Source organism: Methylocystis sp. SC2 (assembly GCF_000304315.1).
Taxonomy (GTDB): Bacteria; Pseudomonadota; Alphaproteobacteria; order Rhizobiales; family Beijerinckiaceae; genus Methylocystis.
In genome coordinates, this window is record NC_018485.1 from 876,095 (window position 1) to 895,181 (window position 19,087).

Below are 19,087 nucleotides of genomic sequence, written 5' to 3' on the forward strand. Positions count from 1 at the left end.
GTCGCGCCTCTTTTTCAGGAGGCTTCGCCCATGCCGCTTTACACGATCGACGGAATCGCGCCGCGCCTGCCAGCTCCCGGCCGGTTCTTCGTGGCTCCGGGCGCGCATATCATCGGCCGCGTCGCGCTGGAGGAGGACGCCAATGTCTGGTTCGGCTGCGTGCTGCGCGGCGACAATGAGTGGATCACGGTCGGCGCCCGCACCAATATCCAGGAAAACAGCGTCCTCCACACCGACATGGGCTTTCCGCTCGTCATCGGGCCGGACTGCACGATCGGCCATGGCGTCATTCTGCATAGCTGCATCATCGGCGAAGCGACGTTGATCGGCATGGGCGCGACAATCCTCAACGGGGCGAAGATCGGCGCGAACTGCCTCGTCGGCGCCAATGCGCTGGTCACCGAAGGCAAGGAATTCCCGGACTATTCGCTGATCGTCGGCTCCCCCGCCAAGGCGATCCGCACGCTCGACGAAGCGGCGCGCGCGCGTCATCTCGACTCGGCGAAACATTATGTCGAGAACGGCCAACGCTACGCCAGCGGGCTGACGCTGATCGGCTGAGCTAAGCCTACCGCGACACATAAAGCGGCGCGCTGGTCGCCGGGCTAATCGCCACCCAGGCGTTCTGATTCTGCTGCGACTGGCGCTTGACGAAGCGATAGGGAGCGCGCGTCCAGGGCCGCATCTCGTTGGAAAGATTGTCGAGCACGAATTCGCCGCGGTTGGTCTTGACCGTCAGGACGGAATGGCCGTCGCCGTTCTTCTCCTTCACCACCGTGAGCAGCAGCGCCTGCCGGGGAAAGCCTTCCTCTATCAGCATGCGGCGCTTTAGAAGCGCGAAATCCTCGCAGTCGCCCTTCCCGTCGCTGGGATAATCCCACTGATCGACCGCGCCCCAGTGATCGGCGTCGGCGATCGGGTCGATATTCCCATTCACCCAGGCGTTGATGCGCGCGATCTTGCGGTAAACGGCGGCGGTGAGTTCGACCTCCTGCGGCGCGGTTTCCTCGTTCTGGCATTCGCCCCGGTAGCGCTGGCAGAAGTCCACCCAGCCGTAAGGCACGCTGGTTTCCGGGCCAAGCGTGGCGAAGGTCGCGGTTTCGGGTCCGGCGAAACTTTTTGCATTGACGGCGACAAGCGCCGCGCACGCCATCCCGAGAGCCACAACCGCCTTGCTAACGATGCCCAACATAACCCGCCTCCGTGACATGAGGCGAGGTTAGTTTTCTTGTTTTGCGGTCCTGAAAAGTATTTCTGTCGGATTTTACGCGAATGCGTTCAGATTTTCCTGCATCGTCGGTAAGTATAATTTCATCTTATGGGAATGCATAAAATTTGAAGCAATCTCCTATCGCACTGAACTGCAGCAATTTTTTTCCTGCCAGGCGTGTCGTTTCCGACCCTTCCGGCCAACCACACTTAAGCTTCGAGCAACGCCAGTTAATGTGCGACCGTTCTGGCGGTTAATGCGCCCGCTCGGCGCGAAAAATTTTTTAGCGCGTGTGACGGCGCGCCTTCGTGGAAGCGCAAATTCGTCACAGAGGTTTACGCACTCCTCCTACTTCGACCCTTGCCTTGGGCATATTTCGGATTACTCTTCTGGATTTCATCAGCATTATCGTCGAGGAGGCTTAAAATGTGCCATGAGCCCCGAACTCAAGACTTTCATGATTTGCTCATGTCTCTGAACTTAAACAAAGAAAGTGAAGAGGCGGAAGTGCTACTCCTGACCTGCATTGATTTCCGTTTCTTCCAGAAAATTATGGACTACATCGATTGTGCTGGTCTGAGGGGTAAGTTCGACCACGTCATTCTCGCTGGAGCGGAACTTGGTCCCGTCGTTGAGTTCCCTGCCGACCCTAAGCCTCACTGGAAGCAATTTTTTATAGATCATCTGGCTCTTTCAAAGAGTCTGCATAACATAAAGAAGGTGTTAGTTTTAGGGCACAGAGACTGTGGTGCTTACAAAATGTTCAAGCTGTTGCCTGACAATCCAGATCTACAAGTGGAACATGATGTCCATAGAGATCAGGCCACAAAACTGGAGGCGCTTATAAAGGGATTTTGTCCTAACTTGGAAGTCGAATGGCGCTTGCTGGAATTGACGTTCCCCGGCGATACTATGAATTTGCAGGCCCTCTCGTGAGAGGACGAATTCCAGCCCTCGATCTAGTCGCGGTTCTTCATCGACACTCAGATATTTGTGCTGAAGTCCTCGAAGGAGACCCAGGCGTGAAGGCGCGCTAACGGTAAAGCCAGGCGTTGCGCGCCAGCATGCCGCCGCCGCCGAGGGCGCGGATCGCTAGATTGCGCGCGGCCGCCGGCAGTCCGCCCATATGGAAATAGCCGCCCTGCCGGCGCGAAGCGCGCACAACGCGCTCGGCGCGGGGAAGCCTCGCGTCCTCATAGGCGGCGAAGGCGGCCTCAACCGTCGCGCCCAGTCGCATGAAGGCTTCGCCCAAGGCGTCGGCGTCCTCGATCGCCTGCGCCGCGCCCTGCGCCAGAAAGGGGACCATCGGATGCGCGGCGTCGCCGAGGAGCGTCACCGGACCTCGCGTCCAGCGTTCCAGGGCCGGCCGCGCGAACAGCGGCCAATGCCGCCAGGAGTCGCCGGCTTCGATCAAGTCGCGCAGATCTGCCGCGAGTCTACGCGGCGCGAGCCGGCGCGCGAGCGCCGCGCCCTCAATCGACAGGCTTGACGCGGCGTCCTCCGCCTGCGGCGGCTCTTCGATGATGACGACGACGTTGATCAGCGATGCGTCGCGCAGCGGATAGTGCACGACATGCGCGCCCGGCAGCAGCCAGAGATTGGACGCGCGCGCGCGCAGCGCCGCCGGAACGCGGTCGGCGGGCAGCGTCGCGCGCCAGGCGACGCAGCCGGAATAAGCGGGCGCGTCGCGCTCGGACGGAACGAGATGGCCGCGCACGCTCGAGCGCACGCCGTCGGCGCCGATCAGGCCCGCCGCCTGGATTTCCTCGACGCCGTCCGGGGTGTGCACGCGAATCCGAACGCCTCGGGCGGTCGCTTCGAAATCGCCGACGCGGGCGCCGGCGCGGACATGAGTCTGCGGATTGTCCAGCGCCGCCTGCAGCAGCGCGCCCTGCAGGTCGGCGCGGTGGAAAAGCCGGAACGGCGCGCCCCAGCGGATCCTTGCGGCGGAAAGATCAAGGCGCGCCAGAACGGCGCCGTCCCGCCCGCGGCGGATGTTGATCGCCTCGGGCTCCAGAGCGACGGCGGCGAGCGCCGGCTCGAGCCCGAGCCTGGCGAGGATGCGCCCGGCGTTCGGCGCGATCTGCAGTCCCGCGCCGACCTCTTCGATCCGAGCGGCGCGCTCGAGGACCAGCGCGCGCTTGCCGGCGCGCGCCAGCGACAGCGCCGCGGCGAGGCCGCCAACGCCAGCGCCGGCGATGACGATCGGCGCGTTCACCCGCGATCTTCGATCAGGCGGCGGTGTCTTCAGAGATGCGATAGACGCATTCGGCGGGGTCGGCGCCGCCGCGCAGCGCCGCGTCGTAGACGTAATGCGTCGAGCAATAGGGGCAGATCGCCTCCGACCCCGCGCCCATATCGAGATAGACGTGCGGATGGTCGAAGGGCGGGAGCGCCCCGATGCACATGAATTCCTTGGCCCCGATCCTGATCTGCGCGACGCCGGGCTGATTGTGGAAATGGGGCGTGTAATGCTGGGCCATGATCCGCTCCTTGAGAGGCGCCGGGCGGCGGGACTCCCGCCCCTATAGTGCAGCGCGAGCGCCTTGGATAGGGTTTTAGCTCTTGGGGGTTTAGCTCTTGGGCCGTTCCAAGTCCGAGACGCCCAGAGTTTTCAGTCGCGCGCGCTCTTCTTCACTGAGCGCCTTGGCGGGCGCGGCGACGATGCTCGCCCGTCGCCGCGCCGCCATCCAGATGGCGGCGGCGCCGGCGAGCAGCGCGATCAGCGGCGCGGCCCAAAGCAGCGCCGTCTCGGGTTTCACCGGCGGGCGCAGCAGCACGAAGTCGCCATAGCGCGCATGAATGTATTCGCGCACCTGCGCGTCGCTCATCCCCTCCTTGAGCTTCTCGCGCACGAGCACGCGCAAATCCTTGGCGAGCGAGGCGTCGGAATCATCGATCGACTGGTTCTGGCAGACGAGGCAGCGCAGCTCAGTCGTGATCGCCCGGGCGCGGGCTTCAAGCGCCGGATCGGCGAGCCTTTCGCCGGGCGTGACGGCGTGGGCGGTCAAGGGGAAAAGAACGAGCGCGATGAACACCCCCGCCCCAACCCTCCCCCGCTTCGCGGGAGAGGGAGCAGGATTCGGCGATTTCTCGCCATCCGACAAATGCCGATCGTTAGGGTCCCCTCTCCCGCGACAGCGGGAGAGGGACAGGGAGGGGGCTTCGACGCTCATTCCGCGGGCTCCATGGCTGGCGCGGCGGCGCGGCGGGCGACGCCGATGCGCAATCGCCGGTCGGCGAGCGACAGCGCGCCGCCGAAGGCCATGATGAGCGCCCCGATCCAGATCAGCGTGACGAGCGGCTTCCAGTAAAGCCGCGCGTCGATCGTTCCATCCTCATGCGACTCGCCGATCGCCGCATAAACCTGCCCGAGGCCCAGCGTCACGATTCCTGCCTCCGAACGCGCCATGCGCCGCGCCTGATAGAAGCGCTTCGCCGGCTCGATCGTCGCGAGCGTCGCGCCGTCCTTGCGCACCGCCATCACGGCGTAGACTTCCGAATAATTCGGCCCCTGGCGCGGCGAAACGGAGTCAATGCCGATCTGGTAAGGACCGACGTCATAGAAGCTCGAAGGCTTCATCGCCACGATCGTTTCGACGCCCCAGCCGGTCGCGGCGAGGCCGAGAAGCGTCAGCCCCATGCCGGCGTGCGCGATCGACGTGCCGAAAGCGGAGAGCGGCAGGCCGGCGAAGCGCTTGAAGCTTGCGCGCCCCCCGCCCCCTCGCGCGCGCAAAACAAGATCGCTCAAGGCGCCGACGACGAGATAGACCGCGATGCCGGCGGCGGCGATGGAGAGGAAGGGCGTTCCGTACCAGGCGCCGAAAGCCGCCGTCGCCAAAACGCCGACGATAAAGGCGATGCGCAGCCGCTGCAGAGCGGCGGTAAGATCGCCGCGCTTCCAGGACAGCATCTGGCCGATCGGCATCAGCAGAGCGAGCGGCAGCGCAATCGGGATCAGCACCGTGTTGAAGAAAGGCGCGCCGACGGAAATCTTCTCGCCGGTGATCGCTTCGAGCGCCAGCGGATAGAGCGTGCCGACGACGACGGTGGCGCAGCAGGCTGACAGCAGCAGATTGTTGAGGACGAGCGCGCCTTCGCGCGAGATCGGCGCAAACAGACCGCCGACAGGCAGCGCGCTGGCCCGCAGCGCGAAGAGCGCAAGCGCGCCGCCGATAAAGAACACGAGAATGGCGAGGATGAACACGCCGCGGTCGGGATCGCTCGCGAAGGCGTGCACCGAGGTGAGCACGCCCGAGCGCACCAGGAAGGTGCCGAGGAGAGAGAGCGAAAAGGCGAGGATCGCGAGGAAGATCGTCCAGACCTTCAACGCCTCGCGCTTTTCCATCACGGCGGCGCTGTGCACCAGCGCCGTCCCGGCGATCCAGGGCATCAGCGACGCGTTCTCGACCGGGTCCCAGAACCAGAAGCCGCCCCAGCCGAGCGTGTAATAGGCCCAGTACGACCCCATGGCGATCCCGAGCGTCAGCGCGATCCAGGCGAAGAGCGTCCAGGGGCGGATGACGCGCGCCCAGCCCGCGTCGATGCGCCCGCCGATGAGCGCAGCGGCGGCGAAGGAGAACACGATCGAAAAGCCGACATAGCCGAGATAGAGCAGCGGCGGATGGATCGCGAGGCCGGGGTCCTGCAGGATCGGGTTGAGGTCGCGACCCTCCCACGGCGCCGGCGCGACGCGCGCGAACGGATTCGAGGTGAGCAGAATGAACAGAAGAAACGCCGCGCCGAGCAGACCCTGCACGGCGAGCGCGTCGGCGCGCAGCCTGTCGGGCATGGCGTTCGAGAACACCGCGATCAGCGCGCCGCAGAGCGAGAGCACCAGCACCCACAGCAGCATCGAGCCTTCGTGGTTCCCCCAGACGCCGGAGATTTTATAGATGAAGGGCTTCAGCGAATGCGAATTCTCGATGACGTTGACGAGCGAGAAGTCGGAAACGACATGGGCGTAGGTCAGCGCGCCATAGGCGAGCGCGACGAACAGGAATTGCGTGATCGCCGCCGGGCGCGCGACGCGCATCAACGCGGCGTCGTTCAGCCGCGCGCCGATGAAAGGAATGGCGAATTGCGCCAGCGCCAGGGCGAGGGCCAGAACGAGCGCGTAATGTCCGGTCTCAACGATCATGCGGACCTCGGTGTGGGCGCAACGATAAAGTCGCCCTCATGCTGAGGAGCGCCCGCAAGTCGGGTTTACCCGACTTGCGCATTTTGACGTCGATCTCGGGCACGCCCGAGATCGAGGCGCGTCTCGAAGCGCGAGGGCGTCGCGCAATCTGGTAAGAGCGGTTTCCTCGTCCTTCGAGACGCGAGCTTCGCTCGCTCCTCAGAATGAGGAAACCTTGGTGCCTCATTGGGACCGAAGCGGCGTTTCTCGTTACGCTGGATTGCTCGTTCCTTACACGCCCTGCCATGAAGTCGCCCATCACTTCGCCTCTCCCTGCCAGACGCCCTGCTTCTTCAAGGCGTCGGCGACGTCGCGCGGCATGTAGCGTTCGTCGTGCTTGGCCAGCACGCTGTCGGCCCGAAAGGCGCCGGAGGGCTGCAGCACGCCGTCGACGACGACGCCCTGCCCTTCGCGAAAAAGGTCCGGCAGCAGGCCTGTATAGGTCACCGCAAGATCGCTGGTCTTATCCGTGACGGTGAAATTCACGTCCTGTCCGTTTCGAACGACCGTGCCCTCCTTCACCAGCCCGCCGATGCGCAGCCGCGCGCCGGCCGCCGTCTGCTTCTTCGCAAGCTCCGACGGCGTGTAGAAGAACACGATATTGTCGCGCAGCGCGAACAGCATAAGCCCGGCGGCGAGGCTGAGCATCGCCATCGCGCCGGCAATCAACGTCAGCCGCTTTCCCTTACGCGTCATTATTCAGAGCGCTCCCATGCGGCCACGTCAGGCCGCTCTCGCGAAGAGGCGATACGTCTAGCCTCCGATATTCAGCTCCTTCGCCAGCGCCTCGATGCGGGCGACGTCATCTTGCTTGCTGGCGAGCGCCTTGCGCGCCTCGGTCACGGCCTTTTTGGCCTTTTCGGTCTCGGCGAGGACGCTATAGGCGCGAATCAGCTTTAGCCATCCCTCGACGTCGTCGCCCTTGGATTCGAGCCGCGAGGCGAGGCGATCCACCATGCCGCGGATCATCGCCTGACGCTGATCGGCGGGCATCGCCGCGATCGCTTTGCCTTGCTCGCTGGACGGCCCGCGCGCGACGACCGGCGGATTCGCCTCGCCGCGCAAAATGGCGAGCTGGGCGTTGACGGCCTTCAGATAAGCGGCGTCGGCCGGCGCGTCAGCGGCCATCTTGGAAAAGATTGCGATCGCCTTGTCCTTCTCGCCGGCCTGCGCCGCGGCGAGTCCAAGATAATACTGCGCCTCCGGCGCCGCCGGGTCGAGCGCGAGCGCCGCCTCGAAATCCTTCTTGGCTTGCGGCGTCACCACGCCTTGGGCGACGACGACGCGCGCTTCTCCGAGCGCCGCATGCCGCGTTGCGGTTGCGCCCAAAAGTCGCAGCGCTTCCGAATAGGCGTGGACGGCGTCTTCGCCGCGCCCCGTGCGCAGCAAATATGGCGCGATGACTTCGAAGCCGCGGCCGTCTTCTGGATGCGCGCGCAAATGCTGTTCGATGCGCGCGACGGCGCCGGAGAGGTCATTGCGGTCCGGCGCAGAGTCGAGCCGGGCCGTCAGCGGCATGTCCGGCATGTCGGAATGGCCAAGCCGCGCATAAAGCGTCAGCGCGACGGCGGGGATGACCACGATGGCCGCGAGCGCCGCGGCGAACGCGCGTTTGCGCGAGCCGACGACCCGCGCCTTTGGCGCGGCTTCCGCGCGCAACAGTCGACGCGCCGCCTCGGTCTTCGCGGCTCCCGCGTCCGCCGCGTCGAGACGGCCTTCCTCGCGCTCGCGCTCGATTTCGGCGATCTGCTCCTCGAAGAAGGCGACGTCGGCGGCGCTGTCATCCTGCGCCCCGTTGCGCATGGCGAGCGGCGCCAGCACCGCCATCACCGCGGCGCCGGTCAGCAAGGCGAAGATAAGCCAGATCATGCCCGCTCTTTAAGGCTTTGCGCTCCCTATTGGAAGGGCGGCCATTGCCCGTTCGCGCCCGTCCATCGATATTGCCGCCAGGGAGGCGGTGTGATCACGCGGCTCGCGATTTCCGGCTATCGATCCATTCGCGATCTGGTCCTTGCGCCGGGGCGCCTCACGATCGTGACTGGCGCCAATGGCGCCGGCAAGTCCAGCCTGTACCGCGCGCTGCGACTTCTCGCCGATGTCGCGCAGGGGCGCATCATCCAGTCCCTCGCCCGGGAGGGCGGACTAAATTCGACGCTTTGGGCTGGGCCCGAGAAATTCTCCCGCGCCATGAAAGCGGGCGAGACTCCGATAGAGCCGTTGGCGCGCCAATCGCGAAAGGCGCTGAAGCTCGGCTTCGCCGCGAAAACCAATGGTTATGCGATCGACCTCGGCCCAACTTCCAATGCGACGAAGGCCTTCCCGCTCGATCCGCAGATCAAGCTCGAGGCGCAATGGACCGGAGAACATCTCGGCCTTGCTAATCTTTTCGCCGAGCGACGCGGACCGAGCGTCCGCATTCGCGCGGAAAGTGGCGAATGGCGGCAGGCCGCGGCTTCGCTCGCCGGCGTCGACAGCATGATGACGCACTGCGCCGACCTGCGCGACGCCCATGATCTCTCGATCTTGCGCGAGACGGTGCGGCGCTGGCGCTTCTATGACAATTTGCGCGCCGACCGCGAGGCCCCGGCCCGACGCCCGCAGATCGGCACCTTCACCCCCGCGCTCGCTGACGACGGCGCAGACCTCGCGGCGGCGCTCGCAACCATTCTGGAAATTGGCGACGCGGACGGCCTGGCAGGGACGATCGACGACGCCTTTCCATCCAGCACGATCGATATTTCGGCGTCGGACGGTTACGTCGAGACGCTGATGCGCCAGCACGGTTTGCTCCGGCCGCTACACGCCGCGGAGCTCTCGGAAGGCACGCTGCGCTATCTGCTGCTCGTCGCGGCGCTGCTGACGCCGCGCCCGCCGCCGCTGATGGTGTTCAACGAACCTGAAGCGAGCCTCCATCCCAATCTCATTGGCGCGCTGGCGCGGCTCATGCGCAGGGTCTCCAACGAGACGCAGCTGTTCGTCGTGTCGCACTCGGCCCTACTGGTCTCGGAACTGAGAAAAGACGATTGTTGCGTCGAAATCGCGCTGGAGAAGCGTCTGGGCGAGACGCTCGCGCCGGAGCATGAGTCGCCAAAATGGCGCTGGCCGTCACGGTAGCGCTTGACTGGCGCGCCGCCGGATTGAACTTGGCTGGACCCGCATGCAAGACTAAACGTTCCGAGACCGTCATGATCTTTATCTTTGACCCGCCCTCGATCGAACAGCTTTCCAATGTGATCTCGCAGGTCACCGGCCCCGCATTTCTGCTCGCAGCGGAAGCGCAGCTCTTGTCCGTCCTCGTTTCGCGATTGGACCGCATCGTCGATCGTTCGAGAATCATCGCTCAGGGGGGCGACGATAAAGAGGCGCACGCTCATCTGAAAGCAGAACTGCCGATCCTCAAACAGCGCGGCATGCTGATGCATTACGCCATTTACTGGGGCGTGGCGAGCTGCATCGTGACGAGCGTTCTCGTCATCGTCAGCTTCGGGGCGGCCTACCTGCATATGCGCCACGAGTATGGCGCGGGATTGCTGTTCGCTGTGGCGATGGCGCTCTTCACCGCCGCGCTGATCGCCTTCGCGAGAGAATTGCAGCTTGGATATCTGGAGATCGGCATCGGCGCTAAGCCGCCCCAAACACCCGCGCGAAAATCGTATCCACATGTTTGAAGTGGTACGAGAGGTCGAACAGCGCGTCCAATTCCGCCGGCGATAGTTTCGCGCTTACGTCCTTGTCCTGCCCGAGCAGCGCGCGGAAATCGCCCTCCAAATTTTCTTGCGACGGGCGTCCTTCGAACGCCCTATGCCAGACCGGCATGGCGTTCCGTTGCACCGTCGCATAGGCGTCTTCGCGCGACACGCCTTTCTGAGTCAACGCCAGAAGCACGCGCTGCGAATGGATGAGGCCGCCGAGCTTTTCTAAATTCTTGCGCATGTTTTCCGGATAGACGACGAGATTGTCGATCACGCCCGTCAGGCGCGCCAGCGCGAAGTCCAACGTCACCGTCGCATCGGGACCGATCATGCGCTCGACGGAAGAATGCGAAATATCGCGCTCGTGCCACAGCGCGACGTTTTCCATCGCGGGGATGGCCATGCCGCGCACGAGGCGCGCAAGGCCGGTCAGATTTTCGGTCAGCACCGGATTGCGCTTATGCGGCATGGCGGACGAGCCCTTCTGGCCCGCCGAAAAATACTCCTCCGCCTCAAGCACTTCGGTGCGCTGGAGATGGCGGATTTCGATGGCGAGCCGTTCGACCGACGACGCCACGACGGCGAGCGTCGCAAAATACGCCGCATGGCGGTCGCGCGGAATGATTTGCGTCGAGATCGGCTCGGGCGTCAGCCCCATCTTATGCGCCACATAGTCTTCGACGCGCGGATCGATATTGGCGAAAGTGCCGACCGCGCCCGAGATCGCGCAGGTCGAAATTTCCCGGCGCGCCTGGACCAGCCGTTCGCGCGCGCGAGTGAATTCGGCGTAAGCCTGGGCCAGTTTCAGCCCGAAGGTCGTCGGCTCGGCGTGAATGCCGTGCGAGCGGCCGATGGTGGGCGTGTATTTATGCTCATAGGCGCGGGTCTTGAGCGCCGCGAGCAGCGCGTCGACGTCGGCGATCAGGAGATCCGCGGCGCGCGACAATTGCACGGCGAGACAGGTGTCGAGCACGTCGGAAGACGTCATGCCCTGATGCACGAAGCGCGACTCGGCGCCGATGAATTCGGCGAGATGGGTCAAAAAGGCGATCACGTCATGCTTTGTCACCCGTTCGATCTCGTCGATGCGCGCGACGTCGAAGGTGACGAAATCCGCTTTGTCCCAGATCGCCTTGGCGCTCTCCCTCGGGATGACGCCGATCTCGGCGAGCGCGTCGCAGGCGTAGGCCTCGATCTCGAACCAGATGCGAAACCTGGTCTGCGGCTCCCAAATGACGGTCATCTCGGGTCTGGAATAGCGGGGGATCATCGGCGTAAGCGTCCTTTTGGAAAAGTTCTCGGCGCAGCAGAGGCTGCGGGAAGAGGATCGTTTAGGCCCTTCCACGAGCGGAGTGAAGGGACTGGATCTCTTCGTGTCCTTCCCGTCTTTTTAATAAATGAGTTGCAAAGACATGAGTGCAGGAAATTAGGCGCCGAAAAAGCCGCAAAGCTCGAAGATGAAGCACGCATAGGAGGCGCACATGCGCAAGATATTCGCAGCTATTCTTCTCGTTGTTCTCACCATCGCCGCCGGGCTCGGCATCGTCTATTTTCGAAACGGCAGCTATGGCCTCAACGCCATTCTGCGGCGGGGCGCCTCTATCTGGGTCGCGGTCAACGCCCTCGACTCTCGCCTTACCCAGAGCGTGCGCTACGCTCTCGCGCATGATTTCACGCCGGAGCCGGGCGAAATCCGTTGGATGACTCGGGCGCCAGGATTCGAGACCGCCGAAATGCCGGTTCTCGTCGCGGGAAAGGAAGCGGATCGGCTCCTTCTCGCCCGCATCGATCCGAAGCTATGGCGCTTCTCGGTTCACAGCGATCCTAGCGGCAATCGCCACCTCGATGATTGGATGCGCGATCTTCACGCGACGCTCGTCATCAATGGCAGCTATTTCGGCCAGAAGGGTGAGCCCGATACGCCCTTTCGCAGCGAAGGCGTCGATCTCGGCCCCACCGACTATGTCGGCGTCCATGGCGCTTTCGTCGTCACGCCGGGCGCCGCCCGACTCCTCGACCTCAAGGACAAGGACTGGCGCAGCGCTTTCATCGGCGCCGACAATGCGCTCGTCTCCTATCCCTTACTGCTCGACGAAACGGGGGCGAGCCGCGCCACGCCCTCCCAATGGCTTGCGAACCGCACCTTCCTCGGCGAGGACCGCGCCAACCGCATAATCATCGGCACGAGCGAAGATGCGCTGCTCACTCTGGAAAAGCTCGCCGCGCTGCTGCGCGCGGCGCCGCTCGATCTGAAGCTCGCGCTCAATCTCGACGGCGGCCCGGTCTCCTGTCAGGCGATCGCGCTCGGGGATTTTCGCCGCCGTCATTGTGGATCTATGGAGGTGCAGGCCAAGGATCGCGACATTCAGCTGTTGCAGCCCCTCGTTCCGGGCGGCGACATGTGGGGCCTACCGGTCGTCCTAGCTATACGCCCCGCAACGCCTCCGTGATCCGCAGCGATCGGCGAGGTGGCCTCGCGCGAAGCGCCTTGGTTGAAACCGGCTAGGCACAAAGAACGCTAAGTCTGTTCGAGCACGCCATCCCCCTGGCCGAAATATTGCTGCGGATGAACAAATGTCCGCGCCGGGGTTCGCTCGCCAGCGCGCAGTATTCGGCTTTTCCGGAGAGCCTCATGCAGCAGACCACCGATGTCGTCGTTCTTGGCGCCGGAATCGTCGGCGTCAGCGCCGCGCTGCATCTGCAGGCGCGCGGCCGCGAGGTCGCGCTCATCGATCGTGCCGGCGCCCCAGGACAGGAGACGAGCTTCGGCAACGCGGGACTGATCGAACGCTCCTCGCTCATTCCCTATCTTTTCCCGCGAGACCCGGCGAAGCTCATCAAATATGCGCTGAACCTCCTGCCCGAGGCGCATTATCATTTGTCCGCCCTGCCGGCGGTGGGGCCGTGGCTGTTGCGCTATTGGCGCGAGAGCGCGCCTGAGCGGGTGCAGCGGAACATCGAAGCGCGGCGCCCGCTGATCGAACACAGCCTGAGCGAGCATGAGGCGCTGATCCAGCAGGCAGGCGCCGGCGAACTGCTGCGCAGGACCGGCTGGATCAAGCTGCATCGCAGCAAAGAGACTCTCGCCGCCGGCCTCGCCGACGCCGAGCGGCTGCGCGCCTATGGCTTACATATTGACACGCTCGACGCCGCCGGAGTCGCTTCGCTGGAGCCCGATCTCGCCCCGATCATGGGCGGCATCCATTACCTTGACACCGCCGCGATCATCGATCCCGCCGCTCTCTCGAAAGCCTATGCAGATCTGTTCGTCTCGCGCGGCGGGCGATTGCTCGCCGGAGACGCGCGCAGCCTTTCACAGGAGCCGGACGGGCGCTGGCGCGTCGAGGCCGCGCCAGGGCCGCTCGTCGCGGGCGCCGCGGTCGTGACGCTCGGCCCCTGGTCGGATTTTGTTTATGGGCCGCTCGGCTATCGCATTCCGCTCGGCTGGAAGCGCGGCTACCACATGCATTACGCGGCGAAGGACGGCGCAACGCTCAATCATCCGATCCTGGACGCCGACGTCGGTTATCTTTTGGCGCCGATGCGGCGCGGCGTCAGGCTGACGAGCGGGGCCGAATTCGCCCGCCGCGACGCGCCGCCGACGCCGGTGCAGATCGAGGTTTGCGAACCGACCGCCCGCCGATTGTTTCCGCTGGCGGAGCGGCTGGACCCCGACCCCTGGCGCGGCGCCCGGCCCTGCCTGCCGGACATGCTGCCGATCATCGGTCCGGCGCCGCGTCATCGCGGCCTGTGGTTCGATTTCGGCCATGCGCATCATGGGCTGACGCTCGGGCCGGTTTCCGGCCGGCTCCTCGCCGATATGATGACGGGCGAACAGCCCTTCATCGATCCCGCGCCCTATCGAGCCGACCGCTTCTGATCTTGCGCCGACGCCTTTGTGAGAGGCTGTGCGCCTATTCGGCGCCGACGAGCCTTAAGGCGCGATCCAGAACCCGCACGACGCGCGCCAGATCATGGCCGCGCCGGAGCACGAGTCCTGTCGCCGCGATGACCGAATAGGCGCCCTGCCGACGCGCCAGCGCCGGGTCCTTTTCGATTCGATAGAGCGGCGCCTCGCTCGCGCGCCGGAAAATCGAGAACACGGCCTTCGCCGGCGTGAAGTCGATGGCGTAGTCGCGCCATTCCCCCTGCGCGACTTTCGCGCCGTAAAGATTGAAGATGACGTTGAGCTCCAGGCGGCTGAACGAGACCGGCGCGCGCTTGTCTCCCCGAGCGCCCGACGCCGCGTCCGGCGAAGCGCCGTTCACGACGACGAGCGCGGGTCGAACCCGGCTGGGCTCCGTCGTCTCCGACTCCGCCATGCGTCCGCTCTCCTCGATCTGTCTTAACCATGTTGGCCCGCAAGGATGCGCCGGGCAAGACTTAATGACCGGTTTACGACGAGAATCTTCGTGTCTTTGCGCGCTGATAAGATTTGGCTGGGAAGAATCATACTTTCGCCGGCATGGCGCCCCTTGCCAGCCAAACGCGCCGCCCAAAATGAAGTTCATTGCCTCGACAGCTCGGGGCCACGCGTTTTCGGTTTCGTCAGCCCCCCAGCCCCCCGAAGCGTGTGGTTCCGAGATTTAGAGGTCGTGGCGATGGTCGGGCCGGCCGGGAGTTTCGCTCCCGCGCCGGCCCGTCTAGCTTTAGCTAGTCGCCTCGTCCGCTTTTAGCGGCCCGAGGCGGCGCCCATGGCGGCGGTCCGCCGCCGCGGCTCTTGCAAAATTCCCGACAATGACGAACTCAAGATGCGCTGTCGCGCCGATCGCGACGGGCATTCTCTTTTTCTTTTCATCGGAGAGAACATGACCGACGACGCCGCATCCGTCGCCGCCGCGGCTCCCGCCGCCGATCCGCAAACCGCCGCCAATTTCGGTTTTGAGGCCGACGTCGCGCGGCTGCTCGAGCTGATGACGCACTCCGTCTATTCGGAGCGCGACGTCTTTCTGCGCGAACTCGTCTCGAACGCCGCCGACGCCTGCGAAAAGCTGCGTTACGAGGCGCTTTCCGACGAAAAACTCGCCGCGCAAGCCGCCGCGCCGCTGGTCACGATCTCACTCGACAAGGAGAAGCGCACGCTGACGATCGCCGACAATGGCGTCGGCATGTCGCGCGAGGAGCTGATCGGCGCGCTCGGCACCATCGCCAATTCGGGGACCCGCGCCTTTCTCGACAAACTCGGCAAGGAGAAGGACGCCGGCTTCATCGGCCAGTTCGGCGTCGGCTTCTACTCGGCGTTCATGGTCGCCGGTCGCGTCGAGGTCGCGACGCGGCGGGCAGGCGAGGATCAGGCCTGGCTGTGGAGTTCAGACGGAAAGGGCTCCTATCAGATCGCGGCTCTGCCGCTTGAAGAGGCGCCCGCCGTCGGCGCCCGCGTCACGCTGCATCTCAACGCCGAGAGCGATGAATTTCTTGACGGCTGGCGGGTCGAAAGCGTCGTGCGCGAACATTCGGGCGCGATCGCCGCGCCGATCGATCTCATCGCGGCGCCGGGCGAAGAGCCGCGGCGGATCGCCGAAGGCGTCGCCCTGTGGACGAAGCCGAAGTCGGACATAACGCATGAGCAATATGTCGACTTTTACCGGCAATTGTCCGGGCAGCTCGACGAGCCGGCGCTGACCGCCCACTGGCGCGCCGAAGGACGCACCGAATATACGGTGCTCGCCTTCGTCCCCGGCGCGAGGCCGTTCGATCTCTTCGACCCGGCGCGAAAGAGCAAATCCAAGCTGTATGTGCGGCGCGTGCTGATCTCGCGCGACATGGAGCTGCTGCCCGCCTGGCTGCGGTTCATGCGCATCGTCGTCGACAGCGCCGACATTCCGCTCAATGTCTCGCGCGAGATGGTGCAGAAAAGCCCGGTCGCCGGCGCGATCGGCAAGGCCATCGCCACGCGCATTCTGCAGGAACTCAAAAAGCTCGCGGACGCCGAGCCCGAAAAATTCGCGGATGTGTGGAAGAACTTCGGCTCCGTGATCAAGGAGGGGCTGCATGAAGATCCGAGCCGCCGCGACGCTCTGTTCGAAATTGCGCGTTTCGCCTCGACGAAGTCCGAGGAACAGACCCGCACGCTCAAGGATTACGTCGCCGATCTGAGGGAAAATCAGACAGCGATCTATTATCTTGTCGGCGACGACATGAAGCGGCTGCGCGCCAGCCCGCAGCTTGAAGGCTTCCGGGCGAGAGGCGTCGAAGTGCTGCTTCTCGACGACGCCGTCGACGCCTTCTGGGTGACGAGCGCGCTCGGCTATGAAGGCAAGCCATTCAAATCCGTCACGCAGGGCCAGGCCGACATCGATTCGATCGCGCTGGTCGAGGACGCCAAGACCGAGACGCCGGCGCCGGCCGACGTCGCCGACCTGCTTGCGGCCCTCAAGGAGACGCTTGCGGATCATGTCGACGACGTGCGCGCCTCGACGCGGCTGACCGACAGCGCCGTTTGCCTGGTGGCGCCCGATACCGGATTTGACCGCCAATTGTCCCGCCTTCTGGCCGAACATGGACAACAGGCCTTCGGAAAGCCGGTTTTGGAGATCAACCCGAGGCATGAAGCGATCGTCGCGCTTGCGACGGCCTTGCGCGCAAAGGGGCGCGAAGCGGCGCGCGACGATCAGTTTCTGCTGCTCGATCTCGCCCGCGTCGCCGACGGCGAGCACCCGATCGACGCAGCGGCTTTCGCAAAGAGGCTGACGGCGCTTCTCGCCAGCCGGGGGTAGAGATGAGTCTGGGCGCGAGGAAGGCCGCAACGAACGATCCGCTGACGCGCGCCCAGGCGATCGCGACAGTTGCGGACTATCTCGGCGCGCGGGGGATCGACGACGCGCAGGAGGACGCGCGCGCTCTGCTGCGCGCCGCCACAGGACTGACGCGGCTCGAACTCGCCATGACGCCACGCGCGCCGCTTTCTCAGGAGGAGGCGCGCGCCCTCTCCCGCTACGCGGCGCGACGGGCCGCCCGTGAGCCAGTGTCGCGCATTCTTGGCGAGCGCGGATTCTGGACGCTCGACCTCGCCGTCGCGCCGTCAGTGCTCGATCCACGGCCCGACACGGAAACGCTGGTCGAGACGGCGCTGCGCTTCGTTGCGGAACGGGGCGGCGCGCCGCTCTCGATACTTGATCTCGGCGCCGGCTCGGGCGCGATCGCCTGCGCGCTGCTCAGCGAGCTTCCGGCCGCGCGCGCCGTCGCCGTCGATCTCTCGCAGGACGCCTGCGCGGCCACCGCCGCAAATTTCGCCCGATGCGGCCTGGCGGACCGCGCGGCGGTCGTGCGCGGCCGCTGGGCGGAGGCGCTTCAGGCGCGTTTCGACCTCATCGTGTCCAATCCGCCCTATGTGCGCACGGACGATATCGCTGGACTCGATCCCGAGGTGCGGCTCCATGATCCGGCGCTGGCGCTCGACGGCGGCGCCGACGGGCTCGAGCGGTATCGGGAGATCATCGGCGACCTGCCGCGGCTCATGGACGAGGACGCCGTCGTGGCGTTCGAAGTCGGCTTCGATCAAGCTGGCGTCGTCGCCGCGCTGCTGGAGGCCGAGGGCTTCAAAATCGAGCGCGTGGCGCGCGACATTGGCGGCCACGAGAGGGTCGTCGCGGCGCGGCTTGAACGGCCAAGGCCGTGACATATTGGCGACAGTAACCCCTTTTTTGGCCCGTCGCGCCGCGCTCGGCCTTGTTGGGGGCCACCCCCTCCACTATAGTCATCCCAGGTCCAACCGATCGCCGACTTCGAGAGTGAACTCGAAACGCTTTGGCGCCGCTTCGCGAACGGCAGCCCGAAACGACCGGCCAGGAGCAACGTCGAAATCGACATGATAGCGCCGGAGTGAAGACCACTTCGATTGTCGGGGGCGTTGTGGTCCGTTAGGCAGGCATGCAGTCGCGTTGGACATCAAGCAGTTGCGCTGAGGGGAATTGGCGCAGAGCGACGTGGGGCCGCCGACTGCGGCCGACTTGAGGAAATCGACTCGCGCACAGCGTTATCGAAGCTTGAGTCCGAAACGGATTGCTGTCGCCTGTCCGTTGGCGCATGCGCCGGGCGAAGGAATTTAGCGGCGACTTTGTTGGGAACGCCGCGCAGGCGGGGCCGAGCGCAGCAAGATTTCGGGGAGTTTGATGAGACCAGGGCAAAACAAGAGAATGCGCGGACGGAGCAACCGCAAAGGGCCCAATCCGCTTACACGATCCTATGAGTCGAATGGCCCCGACGTGAAGATCCGCGGCACGGCTCAGCATGTCGCCGAAAAATATTTACAGCTCGCGCGCGACGCGCAGTCTTCCGGCGACACGATCATGGCCGAGAGCCTGCTGCAGCATGCGGAGCACTATTTCCGGCTGATCGCCGCCGCGCAGCAGCAGCAGCAAGTCAACGGCTATGGACGCCCGCAGCTGGAAGCGGAGATCGACACCTCCGAGGACGACGACGATTTCGCCCCGCTTCCCGACCGTTTCGCGCCGCTTGCCGAACGGCTGCCGCCGCCGGCCTTCCAGCCGCCGCCGCCCTTCGCGCCGCAGCCGCAGCCGCATTTTTCGCAGCCCCAGCCGCAGCCGCAGCCGTTTGAGGAGCGCCCGATCGGCGAGATGCGCGCCGGCGATCGCGCGGAGCGTCCGGAACGCCCGCAGCGGCATGAACGACCGCCGTTCAACCGCGACCGCAACGCCGAGGGCGGCGACCGTCCGCGTCACCAGGGATATGAGCGCGGCCGCGACCGACGCTTCCAGCCGCGCCCCGAGGCCAGCGCGGCCGAGAGCGAACCTGGGACGGCGCTTCCCTCATTCATCACCGCGCCAGTGGCGCGCGTCGCCGCTCCGAGCGAGGGCGCTGGAGCGGAACCCGTTCTCGAGCGCGAGAATGCGCCGCGTGAACACGAGGGCGGCGTCAATTATCATCTGAGTTCGCGCCGGCGCCGGCGCCCGCGCCCGCCGATGGATGACGTCGCCGGCGGCGCACGGGACGATGACGCGCCGCAGGTCGGCGAACTTCCGTTGGAGCCGGACCGGTTCTAGGCCT

At 65.0% G+C, this 19,087-nt stretch carries 18 protein-coding genes; 9 read left to right on the plus strand and 9 right to left on the minus strand.

Features of this window, described 5'->3' with window-relative positions; all coding sequences use genetic code 11:
• Positions 1–30: 30 nt before the first annotated feature.
• Complete coding sequence (locus tag BN69_RS04090) at positions 31–561, plus strand: gamma carbonic anhydrase family protein (protein WP_014890287.1); 531 nt, start codon at positions 31–33, stop codon at positions 559–561.
• A 7-nt stretch (positions 562–568) separates the two neighbouring features.
• On the opposite strand, the gene BN69_RS04095 is transcribed toward BN69_RS04090, so the two are convergent.
• Positions 569–1,192, minus strand: a complete 624-nt coding sequence (locus BN69_RS04095; protein ID WP_014890288.1) for a transglutaminase-like cysteine peptidase — start codon at positions 1,190–1,192, stop codon at positions 569–571.
• A gap of 444 nt (positions 1,193–1,636) precedes the next feature.
• Between BN69_RS04095 and BN69_RS04100 the strand changes: the two genes are divergently transcribed.
• Positions 1,637–2,146, plus strand: a complete 510-nt coding sequence (locus BN69_RS04100) for a carbonic anhydrase (protein ID WP_014890289.1) — start codon at positions 1,637–1,639, stop codon at positions 2,144–2,146.
• Between the two features lie 97 nt (positions 2,147–2,243).
• Here the strand turns inward: BN69_RS04100 and BN69_RS04105 are convergent, their stop codons facing one another.
• The 6 genes from BN69_RS04105 to ccmI form a co-directional block, all read right to left on the minus strand.
• Positions 2,244–3,428: an FAD-dependent monooxygenase gene (locus BN69_RS04105; RefSeq protein ID WP_014890290.1), complete on the minus strand. Its 1,185-nt coding sequence runs from the start codon at positions 3,426–3,428 to the stop codon at positions 2,244–2,246.
• 13 nt (positions 3,429–3,441) lie between these two features.
• A complete protein-coding gene (locus BN69_RS04110; protein WP_014890291.1) occupies positions 3,442–3,693 on the minus strand; it encodes a zinc-finger domain-containing protein in 252 nt (83 codons plus the stop codon).
• A gap of 90 nt (positions 3,694–3,783) precedes the next feature.
• Positions 3,784–4,248 (minus strand): cytochrome c-type biogenesis protein, encoded by a 465-nt coding sequence (locus BN69_RS04115; RefSeq protein WP_014890292.1) that lies wholly within the window; start codon positions 4,246–4,248, stop codon positions 3,784–3,786.
• 134 nt (positions 4,249–4,382) lie between these two features.
• Positions 4,383–6,350 (minus strand): heme lyase CcmF/NrfE family subunit, encoded by a 1,968-nt coding sequence (locus BN69_RS04120; RefSeq protein ID WP_014890293.1) that lies wholly within the window; start codon positions 6,348–6,350, stop codon positions 4,383–4,385.
• A 297-nt stretch (positions 6,351–6,647) separates the two neighbouring features.
• Positions 6,648–7,085 (minus strand): cytochrome c maturation protein CcmE, encoded by a 438-nt coding sequence (ccmE, locus tag BN69_RS04125; RefSeq protein WP_014890294.1) that lies wholly within the window; start codon positions 7,083–7,085, stop codon positions 6,648–6,650.
• Between the two features lie 57 nt (positions 7,086–7,142).
• Positions 7,143–8,258: a c-type cytochrome biogenesis protein CcmI gene (gene ccmI, locus BN69_RS04130; protein ID WP_014890295.1), complete on the minus strand. Its 1,116-nt coding sequence runs from the start codon at positions 8,256–8,258 to the stop codon at positions 7,143–7,145.
• 90 nt (positions 8,259–8,348) lie between these two features.
• On the opposite strand from ccmI, the gene BN69_RS04135 reads away from it, so the two are divergent.
• Positions 8,349–9,503, plus strand: coding sequence for an AAA family ATPase (locus tag BN69_RS04135; protein WP_014890296.1), 1,155 nt, complete (start codon positions 8,349–8,351; stop codon positions 9,501–9,503).
• 71 nt (positions 9,504–9,574) lie between these two features.
• Positions 9,575–10,057, plus strand: coding sequence for a DUF2721 domain-containing protein (locus tag BN69_RS04140; protein ID WP_014890297.1), 483 nt, complete (start codon positions 9,575–9,577; stop codon positions 10,055–10,057).
• Here BN69_RS04140 and purB read toward each other — a convergent pair.
• On the minus strand, positions 10,011–11,351 hold the full coding sequence (purB, locus tag BN69_RS04145; RefSeq protein ID WP_014890298.1) for an adenylosuccinate lyase: 1,341 nt from the start codon (positions 11,349–11,351) through the stop codon (positions 10,011–10,013). The two genes, BN69_RS04140 and purB, sit on opposite strands and share 47 nt — an antisense overlap.
• A 211-nt stretch (positions 11,352–11,562) precedes the next feature.
• Here purB and BN69_RS04150 point away from each other — a divergent pair, with 211 nt between their 5' ends.
• Positions 11,563–12,531, plus strand: coding sequence for a phosphodiester glycosidase family protein (locus BN69_RS04150; RefSeq protein ID WP_014890299.1), 969 nt, complete (start codon positions 11,563–11,565; stop codon positions 12,529–12,531).
• 182 nt (positions 12,532–12,713) lie between these two features.
• Positions 12,714–13,961 (plus strand): NAD(P)/FAD-dependent oxidoreductase, encoded by a 1,248-nt coding sequence (locus BN69_RS04155; RefSeq protein ID WP_041927147.1) that lies wholly within the window; start codon positions 12,714–12,716, stop codon positions 13,959–13,961.
• Positions 13,962–13,995: 34 nt separating this feature from the next.
• Here BN69_RS04155 and BN69_RS04160 read toward each other — a convergent pair whose 3' ends face one another.
• Positions 13,996–14,403 carry a DUF2794 domain-containing protein gene (locus BN69_RS04160; protein ID WP_014890301.1) on the minus strand — a complete coding sequence of 136 codons (408 nt, stop codon included), beginning with the start codon at positions 14,401–14,403 and terminating at the stop codon, positions 13,996–13,998.
• A 372-nt stretch (positions 14,404–14,775) separates the two neighbouring features.
• On the opposite strand from BN69_RS04160, the gene htpG reads away from it, so the two are divergent.
• The 3 genes from htpG to BN69_RS04175 all read left to right on the plus strand — a co-directional run bounded on the left by htpG (position 14,776) and on the right by BN69_RS04175 (position 19,083).
• The gene (htpG, locus tag BN69_RS04165; protein ID WP_014890302.1) at positions 14,776–16,797 is read left to right on the plus strand and encodes a molecular chaperone HtpG; all 2,022 of its coding nucleotides are present in this window, start codon (positions 14,776–14,778) and stop codon (positions 16,795–16,797) included.
• A gap of 2 nt (positions 16,798–16,799) precedes the next feature.
• Positions 16,800–17,699 (plus strand): peptide chain release factor N(5)-glutamine methyltransferase, encoded by a 900-nt coding sequence (prmC, locus tag BN69_RS04170; RefSeq protein WP_014890303.1) that lies wholly within the window; start codon positions 16,800–16,802, stop codon positions 17,697–17,699.
• A 517-nt stretch (positions 17,700–18,216) separates the two neighbouring features.
• Positions 18,217–19,083, plus strand: a complete 867-nt coding sequence (locus BN69_RS04175) for a DUF4167 domain-containing protein (RefSeq protein WP_148277026.1) — start codon at positions 18,217–18,219, stop codon at positions 19,081–19,083.
• Positions 19,084–19,087 lie beyond the last annotated feature (4 nt).